Origin of the sequence: Tepidiphilus thermophilus, from assembly GCF_001418245.1 — a bacterium.
Classification (GTDB): Bacteria; Pseudomonadota; Gammaproteobacteria; order Burkholderiales; family Rhodocyclaceae; genus Tepidiphilus; species Tepidiphilus succinatimandens.
In genome coordinates, this window is sequence record NZ_LIPU01000002.1 from 96,556 (window position 1) to 113,006 (window position 16,451).

Sequence of the window (16,451 nt, forward strand, 5' to 3'; positions counted from 1 at the left end):
AGCCCACCCGCGGTATACTTCTCTTCCGATAGATGAACCCCCGTTTCGACGTGCGACCGAGGGCAGGCGCACGCATCCAACCGTTCTGGAGAGCTTTCAATGGACAAGAACTTCCGCGACGCCGCGCTCTACTATCACCGCCACCCTACGCCGGGCAAGATCTCGGTGGTCCCCACCAAGAGCCTGAGCAACCAGCGCGACCTGTCGCTGGCCTATTCCCCTGGCGTCGCGGCCGCCTGCGAGGAAATCGTGCGCGACCCCCTCACCGCGCGGGAATACACTTCGCGCGGCAACCTCGTGGCCGTCATCACCAACGGCACGGCGGTGCTGGGGCTGGGCAACATCGGGCCGCTCGCCGCCAAACCCGTGATGGAAGGCAAGGGCTGCCTCTTCAAGAAATTTGCCGGCATCGACGTCTTCGACATCGAGCTCGACGAGAAAGACCCCGATCGAATCATCGACATCGTCGCCGCCATGGAGCCGACGCTGGGCGGCGTCAACCTCGAAGACATCAAGGCGCCCGAGTGCTTCTACATCGAGAAGAAGCTGCGCGAGCGCATGAAGATTCCGGTCTTCCACGACGACCAGCACGGCACCGCCATCATCTCGGCCGCGGCGCTCCTCAACGGCCTCATGGTCGTCGGCAAGAAGATCGAAGAAGTCAAGCTCGTATGCTCGGGCGCCGGAGCAGCGGCCATCGCCTGTCTCGATCTAATGGTGCGCCTGGGGCTGAAACGCGAAAATGTTTATGTGTGTGATTCCCGTGGCGTGATCCGCGTCGGGCGCGAACCGGACATGGAACCGAACAAGGCGCGCTACGCCCAGGTGACCGACGCGCGCACCCTCGCCGAGGTAATCGACGGCGCCGACGTCTTCCTCGGCCTCTCTTCGGCCGGGGTGCTCAAGCCCGAGATGGTCGCCAAGATGGCGCGCGACCCCCTCATCTTCGCGCTCGCCAACCCCATTCCCGAAATCATGCCGGAAGTCGCCAAGGCCGTGCGACCCGACGCGATCATCGCCACGGGACGCTCCGACTATCCCAACCAGGTCAATAACGTCCTGTGCTTTCCCTTCATCTTCCGCGGCGCACTCGACGTGGGCGCCACCACCATCACGGAAGAGATGAAGCTCGCCTGCGTGCACGCCATCGCCGATCTCGCGCGCGCCGAGCAGAGCGACATGCTCGCGGGAGCCTATGGGGAAGCCGCCCTCACTTTCGGACCGGACTATCTCATCCCCAAACCCTTCGATCCGCGCCTCATCGTGCGCATCGCCCCGGCGGTGGCCAAGGCTGCCATGGAATCGGGCGTAGCCACGCGGCCGATCGAGGATTTCGACGCCTACCGCACCACGCTACAAAACTTCGTCTACCACTCCGGCGTGGTGATGAAAACGGTGTTCTCGGTGGCGAAAAGCGTCCCGCCCGAGCACAAACGCGTGCTCTACGCCGAAGGGGAAGACGAACGGGTGCTGCACGCCGCGCGCGCCGTGATCGACGAGAAGCTCGCCCGCCCCGTCCTCATCGGCCGCCCCGCGGTGATCGAGATGCGCATCAAGCGCCTGGGGCTCAACCTCGTGCCCGAGCGCGACTTTGACGTCGTCAACCCCGAATCCGACCCGCGCTACAAGGAATTGTGGCAGCAATACCTCGAACTCATGTGCCGCAAGGGGGTGACGCCCGAAATCGCCAAGGTGCGCATGATGAGCGACACGACCCTCATCGGCTGCATGCTGCTCAAGAACGGCTACGCCGATGCGCTCGTGTGCGGCACCTTCGGCACCTACCATTCCCACCTGCAGCACGTGCGCGACGTCATCGGCCTGGCCCCGGACGCGCGCCTCTTCGCGGCGATGAACATCCTCATGCTGCCCAAGCGCACTTTGGCCATCACCGACACCTACGTCAACTACGACCCCTGCGCCGAAGACGTGGCCGAAATCGCCCGCATGGCCGCCGTCGAGCTCACCCGCTTCGGCTATGAACCCGCCGTGGCGCTGCTGTCGCACTCCAACTTCGGCTCGGCCGACACTCCTTCGGCGCGCAAGATGCGCCAGGCGCGCGACATCCTGCGCGCCTTGTGCCCGCAGCTCAACATGGACGGCGAGATGCACGGTGACTCGGCGCTCGACCCGGGCATCCGCCAGCGCCTGATTCCGGCAAGCACGCTCGAAGGCGAAGCGAACCTCCTGGTGATGCCCAATCTGGACGCGGCGAACATCGCCTTCAACCTGATGAAAGTGGCCAATGGCGACGGGGTGACCGTCGGCCCCATGCTGCTGGGCGCGGCCATGCCGGTGCAGATCCTCACGCCCTCCTCGACGGTGCGTCGCCTGGTCAACATGACGGCCGTATCGGTGGTCGACGCGCTCGAGCTGCGCAACAAACTCAAAGCGCAATGACCGGGGAAGCAAGGCCATGCTGACGCACGCGATCCGTTTCTCCGCCCACGGCGGCCCCGAAGTCCTGCGCTGGGAGACGGTAGAGCTGCCCGATCCCGGTCCGGGCGAACTCCGCATCCGCCACCAGGCGATCGGGGTGAATTTCATCGACACCTACCATCGCACCGGCCTCTATCCCGTCGCCCTCCCGTCGGGGTTGGGTCAGGAAGGTGCCGGCGTGGTCGAGGCCGTCGGCCCCCGCGTGACCGAATTTCGCCCGGGCGATCGCGTCGCCTACTGCGGCGGGGCTCTCTCACCCGTAGGCGCCTACAGCGAAGTACGCAACTTCCCGGCCGAGCGCGCCGTGCGCCTGCCCGACGACATTTCCTTTGAGACCGCCGCCGCGGTGATGCTGAAAGGCCTGACGGCGCAGTGTTTGGTACGCCGCACCCACCGCGTGCAGCCGGGCGACACGGTGCTCATCCACGCCGCTGCCGGCGGTGTGGGACTGCTGCTCGTGCAATGGGCCAAACAGCTCGGCGCCACGGTGATCGCCACCGCAGGCAACGATGAAAAAGCCGAACTCGTGCGCGCGCACGGCGCCGATCACGTCATCGTCTATACGCGGGAGAATTTCACCGAGCGCACCCGTGCGCTCACCAACGGACGAGGCGTCGACGTGGTCTACGACTCGGTGGGCCGCGCCACCTTCCTCGGCTCGCTCGATTCGCTCCGCCCCCTGGGGCTGATGGTCTCCTTCGGCAACGCCTCGGGCAAGGTCGAGCCTTTCGACATCGGGCTTCTCGCGCAGAAGGGTTCGCTCTTCCTCACGCGCCCGACGCTCTTCACCTACATCGCCCGGCGCGAGGATCTGCTCGCCATGGCCGAAGAGCTCTTCGCGGCGATCCGTCAAGGCTGGCTCGACGTCAAGATCGGCCAGCGTTTTCCGCTCAGCCAGGCGGCCGAGGCCCACCGCGCGCTCGAATCGCGCCGCACCATCGGCGCCACCCTTCTGCTGCCCTGATGACGCCCTACGTCCATCTGCGCCTGCACTCGGAATACTCGCTCACCGACGGCATCTGCACCCTCACGGATGCCGTCGCCGCGGCCGCCGCCGACGGCATGCCCGCCCTGGGCATCTCGGATGCGATGAACCTCTTCGGCATGGTCAAGTTCTACAAGGCCGCGCGCGCCAAGGGCATCAAGCCGGTGATCGGCGTGGACGTCTGGATCAGCAACGAAGAGGACCGCGCCCACCCCTGGCGGATGCTGCTCATTGCCCGCCACCGCGAAGGCTATCGCCAACTGTGCGAGCTCCTCAGTCGCGCCTATCTCGAGAACCAGTACCGCGGCCGCGCCGAGATCCACCCGGCTTGGCTCGAACGGGAATCCTGCAGCGGCCTCATCGCCCTCTCCGGGGCGATGGAGGGCGAACCGGGGCGCTTGCTGCTCGCCCAAAAAGAAGAGGAAGCCGAAGCGGCGGCGCGGCGCTGGGCCGAGGTCTTCCCCGACGCCTTCTACCTCGAGCTGCAGCGCGCCGGGCAGCCAGACACCGAGCTCTACGTGGAAGCCGCAGTCGGGCTCGCCGCCCGCCTGGGGTTGCCGGTGGTGGCCACGCACCCCATCCAATTCATGCGCCCAGAGGATTTCGAGGCGCACGAGGCGCGCGTGTGCATCGCCCAGGGCACGGTGCTCGCCGACCCCCGGCGCCCCAAGCCCTTTACCGCCGAGCAGTACTTCCTCAGCCGCGCCGAGATGGCCGAGCGCTTCGCCGACCTGCCCGAGGCGCTGGAGAACGCCGGCGAGATCGCGCGGCGCGCCTCGCTCTCCATCACGCTGGGCAAGAATTTCCTGCCGCCCTTCCCCACGCCGCCGGGCGTGACGCTGGACGACTACCTCGTCGAGCGCGCCAAGGAAGGGCTGGAAGTGCGTCTGCGCGAACTCTACCCGATCGAGGCCGAGCGCGAACGCCAGCGCCCGCGCTACGAAGAGCGGCTCGCCTTCGAGACCGGAACCATCGTCCAGATGGGCTTTTCCGGCTACTTCCTCATCGTGGCCGACTTCATCAACTGGGCCAAGGAAAACGGCGTGCCCGTCGGCCCGGGACGCGGTTCGGGCGCAGGCTCGCTCGTCGCCTACAGCCTGCGCATCACCGACCTCGACCCCCTGCGCTATGCGCTCCTCTTCGAGCGTTTCCTCAACCCCGAACGGGTGTCCATGCCCGACTTCGACGTCGACTTCTGCCAGGATCGGCGCTACCGAGTGATCGAGTACGTGCGCGATCGTTATGGGCACGACGCGGTGAGCCAGATCGCCACCTTCGGCACCATGGCCTCCAAAGCCGTGGTGCGCGACGTGGGGCGCGTGCTCGACCTGCCCTATGGCTTGTGCGACCGCCTCTCCAAGCTCATCCCGCTCGAGGGTGTCAAACCGGTGTCGCTCGACAAGGCGCTCGAGCTCGAACCGCAGCTGCGCGAGCTGATGGAAGACGCCAACGACGGCGAGGCGATCCAGCAGCTGTGGCAGCTCGCCCGGCCGCTCGAGGGACTGGCGCGCAACGTGGGCATGCACGCCGGCGGCGTGCTCATCGCCCCGGGCAAGCTCACCGACTATTGTCCCCTGTATCTGGCCGACGGCGAGGACGCCGTGCCCGTGTCGCAGTTCGACAAGGACGACGTGGAGGCGATCGGTCTGGTGAAATTCGACTTCCTGGGGCTGCGCAACCTCACCATCATCGACCTCGCCCTCGACTACGTCGAGCGACTCACCGGCAGTCGCCCCAAACTCGAAACCCTGGGCTACGAGGATCCGGCCACCTACCAGATCCTGAAAGAGGCGAACACCACCGCCGTCTTCCAGCTCGAATCGGAGGGGATGAAGAAGCTCCTCAAGAAGCTCCAGCCCGACCGCTTCGAAGACATCATCGCCGTGCTCGCCCTCTACCGCCCCGGCCCCCTGGGCTCGGGCATGGTCGACGACTTCATCCTGAGGAAGAAAGGCGAGCAGGCCATCGACTATTTCCACGACGACCTCAAGCCCTGCCTCGAACCCACCTACGGCGTCATCGTCTATCAAGAGCAGGTGATGCAGATCTCGCAGATCATCGGCGGCTACACCTTGGGCGGGGCCGACCTGCTGCGCCGGGCGATGGGCAAGAAAAAGCCCGAGGAGATGGCCAAGCACCGCGAGATCTTCCGCGAGGGGGCGCGCAAGAAAGGCTACGACGAGGCGCTCGCCATGCGCCTCTTCGACCTGATGGAGAAATTCGCCGAGTACGGATTCAACAAGTCACACACCGCCGCCTACGCCGTGGTCACCTACCAGACCGCCTGGCTGAAAGCGCACCACTGCGCCGCCTTCATGGCCGCGACGCTGTCCTCCGACATGGACGACACCGACAGCGTCAAGATCTTCGTCGAAGACGCGCGCGCCAACGGCCTCGAGATCCTGCCGCCGGACGTCAACGCCTCCGCCTACCGTTTCGAACCGGTCGACTCGGGCACCATCCGCTACGGTCTGGGCGCGATCAAGGGGGTGGGCCGGCCGGCGGCCGAAGCCATCGTCGCCGAGCGTGAGCGCAACGGCCCCTTCCGTGATCTCTTCGAGCTGTGCGCACGCATCGACCGGCGAGCGGTCAATCGCCGCGTGCTCGAAGCCCTGGTGCGCGCCGGGGCGCTGGACACCCTGCCGGGACATGCCGGACGCGACCGGGCGCAGCTGCTCGCCACCGTCGGGCTCGCGCTGGAAGCGGCCGAGCAGGCGCAGGCGAACGTCCTGCAGGCGGGACTCTTCGACGATCTCCCCCAGGCCGAAGCGATGCAGCCGGCCTTTGCCGCCGTGCGCCCCTGGACCGAGCGCGAACGGCTCAAGGAAGAGAAGAGCGCCCTCGGATTCTTCCTCTCGGGGCACCCCTTCCACGCCTGGGCCGAGGAAGTGCGCCGTCTGGTGTCGAGGCCGCTCGCCAGCCTCGAACCCGGCTGGGACCCGGTGTGGATCGCCGGGGTAGTCACCGCCCTGCGCACCAAGATGGGCAACCGCGGCAAGATGGCTTTCGTCGAGTTCGACGACGGCACGGCCCAGGTCGAGGTGCTCGCCTACAGCGAGGTCTATGAGGCGTGGCGCCACGCCATCGTGCTCGACGAGCCGCTCTTCGCCGAGGTGAAAGTAAGCCCCGACGACTACTCGGGGGGGTTGCGGGTGGTGGCCGAGCGCTTCGCCACGCTCGCGCAGCTGCGCGAAGAACGCGCCCGGGCAGTCGCCCTCACCGTGGCACTCGAACGCACCACGCCGGAATTCACCGCCGAGCTGGAAGCCGCGCTGCGTCCGCATCTCGGTGGCAAGCTGCCGCTCGCGCTCACCCTGCGCCTGGACGGCACCGAAGGAATGCTGCGTCCCTCCCCTACCTGGGGGGTGCACCCACAGGAGACCTTACTCGCCGCCCTGCGCGCAATCCCGGGGGTAGAGCGCGTCGAGGTGCGTTACGCCTAATCCATCCGAAAAACCATCGTCCACTGCCCAACATCACCCTACCGCTCCGACCCGGACATGGCTGCCGCTTCTCCCCGGGATCACTTCGATGCCGACGTCGATCTGGCGTTTGAGCTCGTCGACGTGGGAGATGATGCCGACCATTCGTCCCTTCTGCCGCAGCTCGCTCAAGGCTTTCATCGCCATGTCGAGCGACTCGGGATCGAGACTGCCGAAGCCTTCGTCGATGAAGAGGGTGTCGAGCTGGATGCCGCCCGCGTAGGCTTGCACGACGTCCGATAGCCCCAGTGCGAGCGAGAGGGCGGCCATGAAGCTCTCGCCGCCCGAAAGCGTGCTGGCCGGCCGGGATCGACCGGTGTATTCGTCGAAGACTTCGAGATCGAGGCCGGAGGCCCTGCGCGCATCGGCCACGTCCTCGCGCCGCTGCAGGCTGTAGCGGCCGCGGCTCATGGTGCGCAAGCGCAGGGAGGCTTGACGCAGCACGTCATCGAGCAGTGCCGCGAGCACGAACCGCTGGAAGGTGAGCTTCTTGCCATTGTCCCCGTTGGCGATACCGGCGAGGTGCCCCATCACTTCGTAGCGCGACTCAATCTCCCCCAGCTCCTGCCCGATGGCCGCGAGCACTTCGCACGTCCTGCGGTCCTGCCCGATACGCTCTTCGAGACTCTGCTGCTGGGCAACAAGCTGCTCGACGGCGCGCCGGACCTCTTCCTGGGCGGCTTTGAGCGCGGCGAGATTCGGTGGCGTTTTTCCGGCGACCTGGTTTTCGGCGCGCTGCAGGCGTTCCTTGGCTGCCGCCACGGATTCGTCGTAGGACTGGATCTCGGTGCGCAAGACGGCAATTTCTTCGGGGGAACGCATGGCCTCGCGGAAAGCGGCTTCGTCCGCGAAACCCTGTTCCTGCAGGGCCTTGAGGAAGACGGCGTGGGACTGGGCGAGGCGCACCGAGGCGGCATCGAGCGCTTCGGCGCGCTCCTGCCGCTTCGAACCCGCAGCCGCGTGCGCGGTACTCGCCTGCTGATGCGCTTCCTCGGCCGCTTTGAGCCGGGCGGCGAGCGTATCCGCTTGCTTGCGGACAGCGTCGATCGCCTGCTCGAGCGTGCGTACGTCGCGCAGAGGTTCCGGAATTCGGTCGGAACGTTCGCGGACTTGGGCCGCAGCCGCCGCGGCTTGGATCTTGAAGGTTTCGGTGCGGCTGCGCGTCTGCTCCAGCGCAGGACCGAGCGCGGCGAGCCGCTGCTCGCAAGCTTGGAACTCGGCCTTGGCTGCATCGAGCCGTTTGGTCGCTTCGAGCGCTCTCGCCAGGTCACGTTCGAGGTCGACCAGGCGCGCTTTGGCCTGCTCGAGGCTGGGGGGATCGGGCGGCAGTCCCGCCTCCAAGGTTGAAACTACGGATTCGGCCCCTGCGATCCGACCCAGAACGGCCTGATGCTTGGCACGAACGCTTTCCAAGGCGGATTCGGCCTGCTGCAGGGCCTTGGCGGCCGCATTCAGTTCTTCCTCGCTCGGCACGGCCTCGCCCGCCGTCGCCGGGGCAGGATGCTCCAGACTGCCGCAAACGGGACACGGAGCACCTTCGCTCAGGTGCAGGGCGAGCACGGCGGCTTGGCCACTGCGCCAGCGCGCTTCCAAATCCTCCTTACGCACCCGAGCGGCATCCCGCCCGGTCTGCGCGGCCTCCAAGGCTTGGCGGCATTTGGTTTCTTCGTCGCGGTGCGCGGCCAGGGCCGCTTTGGCCTGATCGAGTTGCTGCAGCGAGCGGATGAGTCGTTCCTGTTGGGCGAGATCGCGCCGCAGCGCCTCGACCCGCCCAGCCAGGGGAGTATCCGCCTCGATCGCCTGCTGCAGCCGTGCACGCTGCTCGGTGAGGGTTTTGGATTCTCCTTGCAGGCGCGCGAGTTCGGCCTCTGCCGCTTCGGCCGAGCGGGAGAGCTTCTCTGCTTCCCGCCGCGCCTCGTCGAACGTGCGCACGGCCTCGCGCAAGCCTTCGAGCCGCTCGAGCTCGCGAATGGCCCGTTCCCGTTCGGGCGCTCGCGCGCGTTCTTCCTGCAACCGAGATTCGGCCGATTCGCGCTGGCGGGCGGTGGCTTCGACCTCGCCCTCGGCCTGCGCCAACTGCTGGGCGAGCCGCTGCCGTTGCGCAGCGGCGTCCTCGAAGTTCGCATGGGCCGCACGGACGAACTGGGCCCGCGAGGCGGCATCCAGCTCACGGCGTCGGGTTGCGATCGCGGCGGCAGCAGCGCTCAGCCCGTCCAAGGCGGCGCGAGCGCCATCTCGTTCCTCGAATTGCCGCGCCAGAGCCTCAGCGGCCGCGAGCGCGGCGGTGGCGTTCGCCTCTTCGGTGCGGCGACGTCGTTCCTCCTCCGCCAGGAGCGAGCGCCGTGCCGTCGCTTCCTCGATCCGGGCACCGAGCGCTTCTTCCGACTCCACCCCGGCCTGTTCGAGCAGCGTCTTTTTCCGGGCCTTGGCTTCTTCGGCCTGCCGCTCAAGAGCATTCGCCGCCGCTTTGAGCCGTTCCTGCAAGCGCTTGCAGGTTTCGGTGGCGAAGAGCGTCTCCAGAATCTGCTCCCGCTCCTTGGAGTCGGCCGCCAAGAGTTTGCGGAATTGCCCTTGCGGCAGCAGAATGACCTGGCGGAACTGGTCGGCTTCGAAACCGAGGAGCGCGACGAGGCGTTGCGTGACCTCCGTCGCCTTGCTGACGAGAGGCTTCCAGCCATCGCCATCCCACACCTGCAGTTCGGCCCTGGCCGGAATCCTGACCCGCTGATCCTTCTTGCCCCGCAGGGCGGCGCGTTCCTGCTCTGGCGAACGCTTGACGCGATAGCGCCTGCGTCCCAGACCGAACTCGAACTCGACTTCGGTGAGCGCATCGTCCGCGGCATGATGGCTGCGCATCTCCTTGGCGCTCCGCTCGCTGCCGGAGGTCTCGCCATAGAGCGCGTAGCAGATACCATCGAGGATCGAAGTCTTTCCTGCTCCCGTAGGACCGTGGATCAGAAAGAGCGCATCCGGCGGCAGGCGCGTGAAGTCGATCTCCTCGCGTTGGGCAAAGGGGCCGAAGGCGCTCAGGATCAGGCGGATCGGTCTCATGGGGCCACCTCCCGTTCCTGCTGGGACAGGGCAGAGATCTCGGTATGCAGCAGGCGCCTGGCGGATTCGTCGAGCGCGCGCCCCGTCATCTCGCGGTAGAAAGCCTCGAAGAGTTCGTCCAGCCCGACTTTGCGGTGATCGGTGCCCGCTTCGAGCCCAGCTCCCGCTCCGGCAAACTGCGGACGCTCGATGGCGAGCGCATTGGGGTAGGCCGTGCGCAGTTTTCCCATCGCATCGAGGAGCGCACTCGTGTCCGTGAGCCGGGCAAGGACGTAGTCGTCCCGGCCGGGATCGTCTCCGGCGGCGGCCAAAATCTCGTCCAGGCTGCCGCTGAGGATGCGCAGGTCCCGACGCGGAGTGAGCCGCAGGCGTTCGAGACGCACGCAGCCCTGTCCGTCGAGCTCGACCAGCGAAACGTTCTTGTCGTGGCCGACCTCGGCAAAAGAATATTTCAAGGGCGAACCGGCATAGTCGATGCGACCACCGGCCAGGCTCTGGGGGCGATGCAGATGGCCGAGCGCCACGAAATGGAATCCCTCGAATACCTCCGCCCCGACGAGACCGGTCCCGCCAACCGACAGAGGGCGTTCGGATTCGCTCGCCGTCCCACCCTGCACGAAGGCGTGGGCGATGAGCACCGAACGGCGACTTTGATCGTGGAGCCGTCGAATGCGTTCGACCTGAGCCTTCATCGCCGCGTGGTGGTCCGCGATCGACTCGTCCTCCAGACACTGACGCACCCAAGGGGGCTCGGCGTAGGGCAAGGGATAGAAAGCGACCTCGCCGTAACGGTCTCGCAGCAGCACGGGAGAGACGTCGGCGGTCGCAAGCCCCCGGACCGTGAGCCCGGCTTCGGCCAGAAGACGCGCACCAAAGCCGAGCCGATCGGGACTGTCATGGTTGCCGGCGGTGAGCAGAACGGGCGTGCGCTCGCCCACCACGATCCGGGTGAGCGTCTCGTCGAGCAGGCGAACGGCCTCGGCCGGCGGGACCGAGCGGTCGTAGACGTCGCCGGCGATCAGCACCACATCCGGGCGCTCCGAACGCACGAGCCCGACCAGCTGATCGAGCACGTGCGCCTGGTCTTCCAGGAGTGAGACGCCGTGATAGACGCGGCCGAGATGCCAGTCGGCAGTGTGCAGGATCCTCATGTCCCCTCCGGAAGATTTTCCCGTCCGAACCGCGGCAATGCCCCAATGCTACGATAAGGCCATCGCCCGGGCAGGTGCTTGTCCAGCCTCTGATCGATCCATTATATCCCCCGGATCCCTCGAGAGCGGACGAACCAGACTACCCGCTACCTCGACCGCAGTGGCATCGTGCCGATGCCGCCAGACGGATCGAGCCGGCGCTCCGAGTCGCCCCATCTTTCCCCGTTCCAGGGCGCGATCCATTTGAGCAAAAGCATGCCCGGCACGGCCAGCGCCACGCAGCAGAAAAAGAAATTCATCCAGCCCAGCCGTTCGGCGAGTACGCCGGCAAAGGCATTGATCACAGTGCGCGGCACGGCGGCGAGACTCGTGAAGAGCGCGAACTGCGTGGCGGTGTAAGCCGGATGGGTGGTGCGCGCGATGAAGGCGGTAAAGGCCGCCGTCCCCAGTCCGACGCCCAGATATTCGACGGAAATCACGCCGGCCAGTGCAGCGCGCTCGAAGGTGCCGACGTGCGAAAAAGGGCCGAGCCAGGCCAGCCAGGCAAAACCGAGAATGGCGAACATCTGCACCAGGCCGAAGAGCCACAAGGCGCGGTTGATGCCGATGCGCACCATCCACAGGCCACCCGCCAAGCCGCCGAGAATGGCCGGCCACAGACCGGCGTGTTTGGCGATCAGGCCGATGTCGGTCTTGCCGTAGCCCATGTCCAGGTAGAACGGCGTCGACAAGGCGGTGGCGAGCGAGTCGCCCAATTTGTAGAAAAACAGAAAAGCCAGGATCCAGAAGGCATCGCGCCAGCCGCGTCGGCCGATGAATTCCTGCCAGGGTTCGATGCAGGCCGCCCGCAGGGTGCGCGGCCGGTCGACGACGACCGGTTCGCGGATGAAGAGCGCCATCGCCATGCCCGGCAGGATGAACAGCGCCGTGATCCAGAAGACCATGTTCCACGGCAGACGGTCGGCGAGGATCAGCGAAAGCGAACCGGGAACGAGGCCGGCGAGCCGGTAGGCATTGACATGCACGGCATTGCCCAGGCCCAGTTCCCTCTCGGCGAGCAGTTCGCGGCGAAAGGCGTCGAGCGCCACGTCCTGGGTGGCGGAACAGAACGCCAGCAGCGCGGCGAGGCAGGAAATGGCGAAAATGTGCGTCCGCGGATCGAAACCGCCCAAGCCGCCGATGCAAAATAAAAGGCCGATCTGGGTGATCAGCATCCAGCCACGCCGCCGGCCGAGCGGCGGCGCGAAACGGTCGAGCAGAGGCGACCAGAGGAATTTCCAGGTGTAGGGAAACTGGATCAGGGCGAAGAAGCCGATGGTCTTCAGGTCGACGCCTTCGCTGCGCAGCCAGGCGGGCAGCAGGTTGATGAGGAGGTAGAGCGGCAGCCCAGAGGCAAAACCGGTAAAGATGCAGATCAGCATCTTGCGGGTGAGAAGCGGGGCAAGCCAGGCAGGCATGGTCATTTTCTCGGCAATCGGAAGCCTCTTTCAAGAATTGGCCTCGATGGCAAGCCGACGTTTTCCCTTTGAAGACCAAAAGCATGATAAGCCGTCACGACCGGGGCAATCCACGCCGGTCCGACGAAAATCGTCACTCGCGTAACCTGGCCGAAGAGCATGACCACCACGACGAACGCGAGCGCGGCATCGAGATTATAAAACTCATTGTTTCGCCCAAACGAAAATCTTGACGTTGAGGTTGCAATGGGGGCTAAAATCAACTAAAACCCTTGGCAAGGCGATGATTCCCCCCCCATCAGGCCCCCTTCCGGGTTGCCCGGCGTTTCCAGTGTCTTCGGACCAGGGAGGGATCTTGGCGTGCTCTGCGCCTTTGCCTTCGTTTTCATCCTTGTCGCGGCCAGGCCTTATCCTCATATCTTACGCTGAATGGGCTCTCCCAGTCGTCCCTTGTCGAAAATCAGGAAAGGAAACGATGAGTCAATTTTCTTTCGACGTCGACGAACGCACTTTTCCCTCTCTCGTACTCGAGCGCTCGCACGAGGTTCCCGTCTTGGTCGACTTCTGGGCGCCCTGGTGCGGACCGTGCCGGGTGCTCAAGCCCATCCTGGAAAAGCTGTCCGAAGAATACGGCGGCCGCTTCCTGCTCGCCAAGGTGAATTCGGACGAGAACCCGGCGCTCGCCACCCGCTACGGCGTGCGCGGCATCCCCAACGTCAAGGCGTTCCGCCATGGCGAGGTGGTCGACGAATTCACCGGAGCGCTGCCGGAGCGGGCGGTACGAGACTTCATCGAGCGGTTGCTCCCCTCGCCGGCCGACGATCTATTGCGCGAGGCACAGCAACTACGCAGACGCGGTGACTTGGCTGCTGCCCTGCAGCGCCTGGAAGCCGCAGCAGCACTCGCACCAGACGACGATGAAGTCAAACGCGCCTTGGCAGAGGTGCTGATCGAGCTCGGACGGCTCGAAGAAGCCCAAGCGCAGATCGACGCCATCTCTGCTGCTGGGCGACTCGACGAGGCGACCAAACGGCTCGTCACACGGCTGGAATTCGCCCGCGCGGCGACGGAAGACGAAAGGGCGCTGCGCGAACGGCTCGCCCGCAACCCCGACGACATGGAAGCGCGCCTGCGGCTGGCCAAACAGCTGGTGGCGGCGGGACGTTACGCGGAAGGGATGGATGAGCTGCTGGCGATGATCCGTCGCGACCGACGCTGGAACGACGAGGCGGCGCGCAAGGCGCTGCTTTCCGTTTTCGAGCTGCTGGGAGACGATCCGCTCGTGGCCGAGTATCGGCGCAAGCTGGCAAGTGTGCTGTATTGACTCGACACCGATAAAAAAACCCGAAGCCGCACCAGCGGCTCCGGGTTCCGGTTCTTGGCGCGCCCGGCAGGATTCGAACCCACGACCCCCTGGTTCGTAGCCAGGTACTCTATCCAACTGAGCTACGGGCGCGCAACAGAGATTGAAATTATAGCCATTCTCCGCCAGGTGTCAAGCACCCTTTCGCTCGCGCAGGCGCTCGGCGAGCTGAAGCCAGGTGTCGATGACGGTGTCGGGGTTGAGCGAGATCGTCTGGATACCGCGCTCCATCAGCCATTCGGCCAGATCGGGGTGGTCCGACGGGCCCTGGCCGCAGATGCCGACGTATTTGCCGAGCTTGTTGCAGGCGTCGATCGCCATGCCGAGCAGGACTTTCACCGCCGGATCGCGCTCGTCGAAGGATTCGGCCACTAGTCCCGAATCACGGTCCAGCCCCAGGGTGAGCTGGGTGAGGTCGTTCGAGCCGATGGAGAAGCCGTCGAAGTGCTCGAGGAAGGCTTCGGCGAGCAGCGCGTTCGAGGGGATCTCGCACATCATGATGAGCTCGAGCCCGTTCTTGCCGCGTTCGAGCTCGTTGGCCGCCAGGAGCTTGACCACACGCTCGGCCTCGCCCACGGTGCGCACGAAGGGGATCATCACCTTGACGTTGGTGAGCCCCATGACGTCGCGCACCTTCTTCACGGCCTCGCATTCCATCTCGAAGCACTCGCGGAAGCTCGGCGCGATGTAACGCGCCGCCCCGCGAAAGCCCAACATGGGGTTTTCTTCTTCCGGCTCATAGATCTCGCCGCCCAGGAGCTTGCGGTATTCGTTCGATTTGAAATCGGACAGGCGCACGATCACCGGCTGCGGATAGAACGCGGCGGCGATGGTGGCGATGCCTTCGGCGAGCTTTTCCACGTAGAAAGCGCGCGGGCTGGCGTAGCCACGGGCGCGGCGCGAGATTTCCTCACGCAGTTTGGCCGAGATCTGGTCGAATTCGAGGATGGCGCGCGGATGAACGCCGATGACGTTGTTGATGACGAACTCCACCCGGGCAAGGCCCACGCCGGCGTTGGGGATCTGGGCGAACTCGAAGGCAAGCTCGGGATTGCCCACGTTCATCATGATTTTCACCGGCAGCTCGGGCAGCGTTCCGAGGTCGGTACGCTGTACTTCGAAGTCGAGCTTGCCGCGATAGACGTAGCCGGTATCGCCTTCGGCGCAGGAGACCGTGACGATCTCCCCTTCCTGCAGCACTTCGGTGGCGTTGCCGCAGCCGACGATGGCCGGGATCCCCAATTCACGGGCGATGATGGCCGCGTGGCAGGTGCGTCCGCCGCGATTGGTGACGATGGCCGCGGCGCGCTTCATCACCGGCTCCCAGTTGGGGTCGGTCATGTCGGTGACGAGCACGTCGCCGGGTTGCACGCGCTCCATCTGGCTGGGATCGGTGACGATGCGCACCGGCCCCACGCCGACTTTCTGCCCGATGGCGCGCCCATGCACCAGCGCCTTGCCGTGCTGCTTGAGGCGGTATTTCTCCATCACGCGGCCGCTTTCCTGCGACTTCACCGTCTCGGGGCGCGCCTGCAGGATGTAGATCTTGCCGTCGATGCCGTCCTTGCCCCATTCGATGTCCATGGGACGGCCATAGTGGCGTTCGATGATGACCGCGTAGCGAGCGAGTTCGAGGATGTCGGCGTCTTCGAGGCAGAAGCGGTTGCGATCGGCCTCGGGCACGTCGACCACCTTGACGCGCACCCCCTCGCCGGGCTCGCCGAAGACCATCTTGATGAGCTTGGAGCCGAGATTGCGGCGGATGATGGAGGGCTTGCCCTGCATCAGGGTGGGTTTGTGGACGTAGAATTCGTCGGGGTTGACCGCCCCTTGCACCACCATCTCGCCCAGACCGTAGGAGGCGGTGATGAAGACGACGTCGCGGAAACCGGATTCGGTGTCGATGGTAAACATCACGCCGGAAGCGCCCACGTCGGAGCGCACCATGCGCTGCACGCCGGCCGAGAGCGCCACTTCGGCGTGGCGGAAACCCTTGTGCACGCGGTAGGCGATCGCCCGGTCGTTGTAGAGCGAGGCGAAGACTTCCTTGATGGCGTGCAGGATGTTCTCGATGCCCGAGACGTTGAGCAAGGTTTCCTGCTGGCCGGCGAAGGAGGCATCGGGCAGGTCTTCGGCCGTGGCCGAGGAGCGCACGGCAAAACTCGCCCCCTCGCCTTCGCGGGCGACGAGCTCGGCGTAGGCTTGGCGGATCTGGGTTTCGAACTCGGGCGGGAAAGGCGTCTCCATGATCCAGCGGCGGATCTCGGCGCCCGTCTTGGCGAGGGCGTTGACGTCATCGACGTCGAGCGCCTCGAGCGCCTCATGGATGCGCTGCGCCAGGCCATTTTGCGCGAGGAACAGGCGGTAGGCCTCGGCGGTGGTAGCGAAACCGCCCGGCACGCGCACGTCCGCGGGCAGTTGGCTGATCATCTCGCCGAGTGAGGCGTTTTTGCCGCCGACGATGCCGACGTCGGTCATGCGCAGCTCGTTGAACGGGATCACATATCGAGTCATCGCAGCCTT

General features: G+C 65.7%; 8 protein-coding genes and 1 tRNA gene. 4 read left to right on the top strand and 5 right to left on the bottom strand.

Features of this window, described 5'->3' with window-relative positions; all coding sequences use genetic code 11:
- Positions 1–99 precede the first annotated feature (99 nt).
- Genes ASC37_RS02215 through dnaE form a run of 3 tightly spaced genes read left to right on the top strand, consistent with a single transcriptional unit; the run spans position 100 to position 6,867 of the window.
- Positions 100–2,400, top strand: coding sequence for an NADP-dependent malic enzyme (locus ASC37_RS02215; protein WP_055422816.1), 2,301 nt, complete (start codon positions 100–102; stop codon positions 2,398–2,400).
- Between the two features lie 19 nt (positions 2,401–2,419).
- Positions 2,420–3,403, top strand: coding sequence for a quinone oxidoreductase family protein (locus tag ASC37_RS02220; protein ID WP_088178254.1), 984 nt, complete (start codon positions 2,420–2,422; stop codon positions 3,401–3,403).
- On the top strand, positions 3,403–6,867 hold the full coding sequence (gene dnaE / locus ASC37_RS02225) for a DNA polymerase III subunit alpha (protein WP_055422818.1): 3,465 nt from the start codon (positions 3,403–3,405) through the stop codon (positions 6,865–6,867). The genes ASC37_RS02220 and dnaE overlap by 1 nt, the downstream gene beginning before the upstream one ends.
- Before the next feature lie 33 nt (positions 6,868–6,900).
- Here the strand turns inward: dnaE and ASC37_RS02230 are convergent, their stop codons facing one another.
- The 3 genes from ASC37_RS02230 to ASC37_RS02240 all read right to left on the bottom strand — a co-directional run bounded on the left by ASC37_RS02230 (position 6,901) and on the right by ASC37_RS02240 (position 12,565).
- On the bottom strand, positions 6,901–9,957 hold the full coding sequence (locus ASC37_RS02230; protein WP_055422819.1) for an AAA family ATPase: 3,057 nt from the start codon (positions 9,955–9,957) through the stop codon (positions 6,901–6,903).
- Positions 9,954–11,108: an exonuclease SbcCD subunit D gene (locus tag ASC37_RS02235; protein WP_055422820.1), complete on the bottom strand. Its 1,155-nt coding sequence runs from the start codon at positions 11,106–11,108 to the stop codon at positions 9,954–9,956. The genes ASC37_RS02230 and ASC37_RS02235 overlap by 4 nt, the downstream gene beginning before the upstream one ends.
- A gap of 146 nt (positions 11,109–11,254) precedes the next feature.
- Positions 11,255–12,565 (bottom strand): AmpG family muropeptide MFS transporter, encoded by a 1,311-nt coding sequence (locus tag ASC37_RS02240; protein ID WP_072247891.1) that lies wholly within the window; start codon positions 12,563–12,565, stop codon positions 11,255–11,257.
- Positions 12,566–13,040: 475 nt separating this feature from the next.
- On the opposite strand from ASC37_RS02240, the gene ASC37_RS02245 reads away from it, so the two are divergent.
- The gene (locus ASC37_RS02245) at positions 13,041–13,889 is read left to right on the top strand and encodes a thioredoxin family protein (protein WP_055422822.1); all 849 of its coding nucleotides are present in this window, start codon (positions 13,041–13,043) and stop codon (positions 13,887–13,889) included.
- A gap of 55 nt (positions 13,890–13,944) precedes the next feature.
- Here ASC37_RS02245 and ASC37_RS02250 read toward each other — a convergent pair.
- Together ASC37_RS02250 and ppsA are read right to left on the bottom strand one after the other, a co-directional pair.
- Positions 13,945–14,021 (bottom strand) — tRNA-Arg (locus ASC37_RS02250).
- A 39-nt stretch (positions 14,022–14,060) separates the two neighbouring features.
- On the bottom strand, positions 14,061–16,442 hold the full coding sequence (gene ppsA / locus ASC37_RS02255) for a phosphoenolpyruvate synthase (protein WP_055422823.1): 2,382 nt from the start codon (positions 16,440–16,442) through the stop codon (positions 14,061–14,063).
- Positions 16,443–16,451 lie beyond the last annotated feature (9 nt).

What these genes read in the sequence shown, in the direction of transcription:
- dnaE (WP_055422818.1), top strand. Translation starts at nt 3,403, where the DNA reads ATGACGCCCTACGTCCATCTGCGCCTGCACTCGGAATACTCGCTCACC.
- ASC37_RS02215 (WP_055422816.1), top strand. Translation starts at nt 100, where the DNA reads ATGGACAAGAACTTCCGCGACGCCGCGCTCTACTATCACCGCCACCCT.
- ASC37_RS02245 (WP_055422822.1), top strand. Translation starts at nt 13,041, where the DNA reads ATGAGTCAATTTTCTTTCGACGTCGACGAACGCACTTTTCCCTCTCTC.
- ASC37_RS02235 (WP_055422820.1), bottom strand. Translation starts at nt 11,108, where the DNA reads ATGAGGATCCTGCACACTGCCGACTGGCATCTCGGCCGCGTCTATCAC.
- ASC37_RS02230 (WP_055422819.1), bottom strand. Translation starts at nt 9,957, where the DNA reads ATGAGACCGATCCGCCTGATCCTGAGCGCCTTCGGCCCCTTTGCCCAA.
- ppsA (WP_055422823.1), bottom strand. Translation starts at nt 16,442, where the DNA reads ATGACTCGATATGTGATCCCGTTCAACGAGCTGCGCATGACCGACGTC.
- ASC37_RS02240 (WP_072247891.1), bottom strand. Translation starts at nt 12,565, where the DNA reads ATGCCTGCCTGGCTTGCCCCGCTTCTCACCCGCAAGATGCTGATCTGC.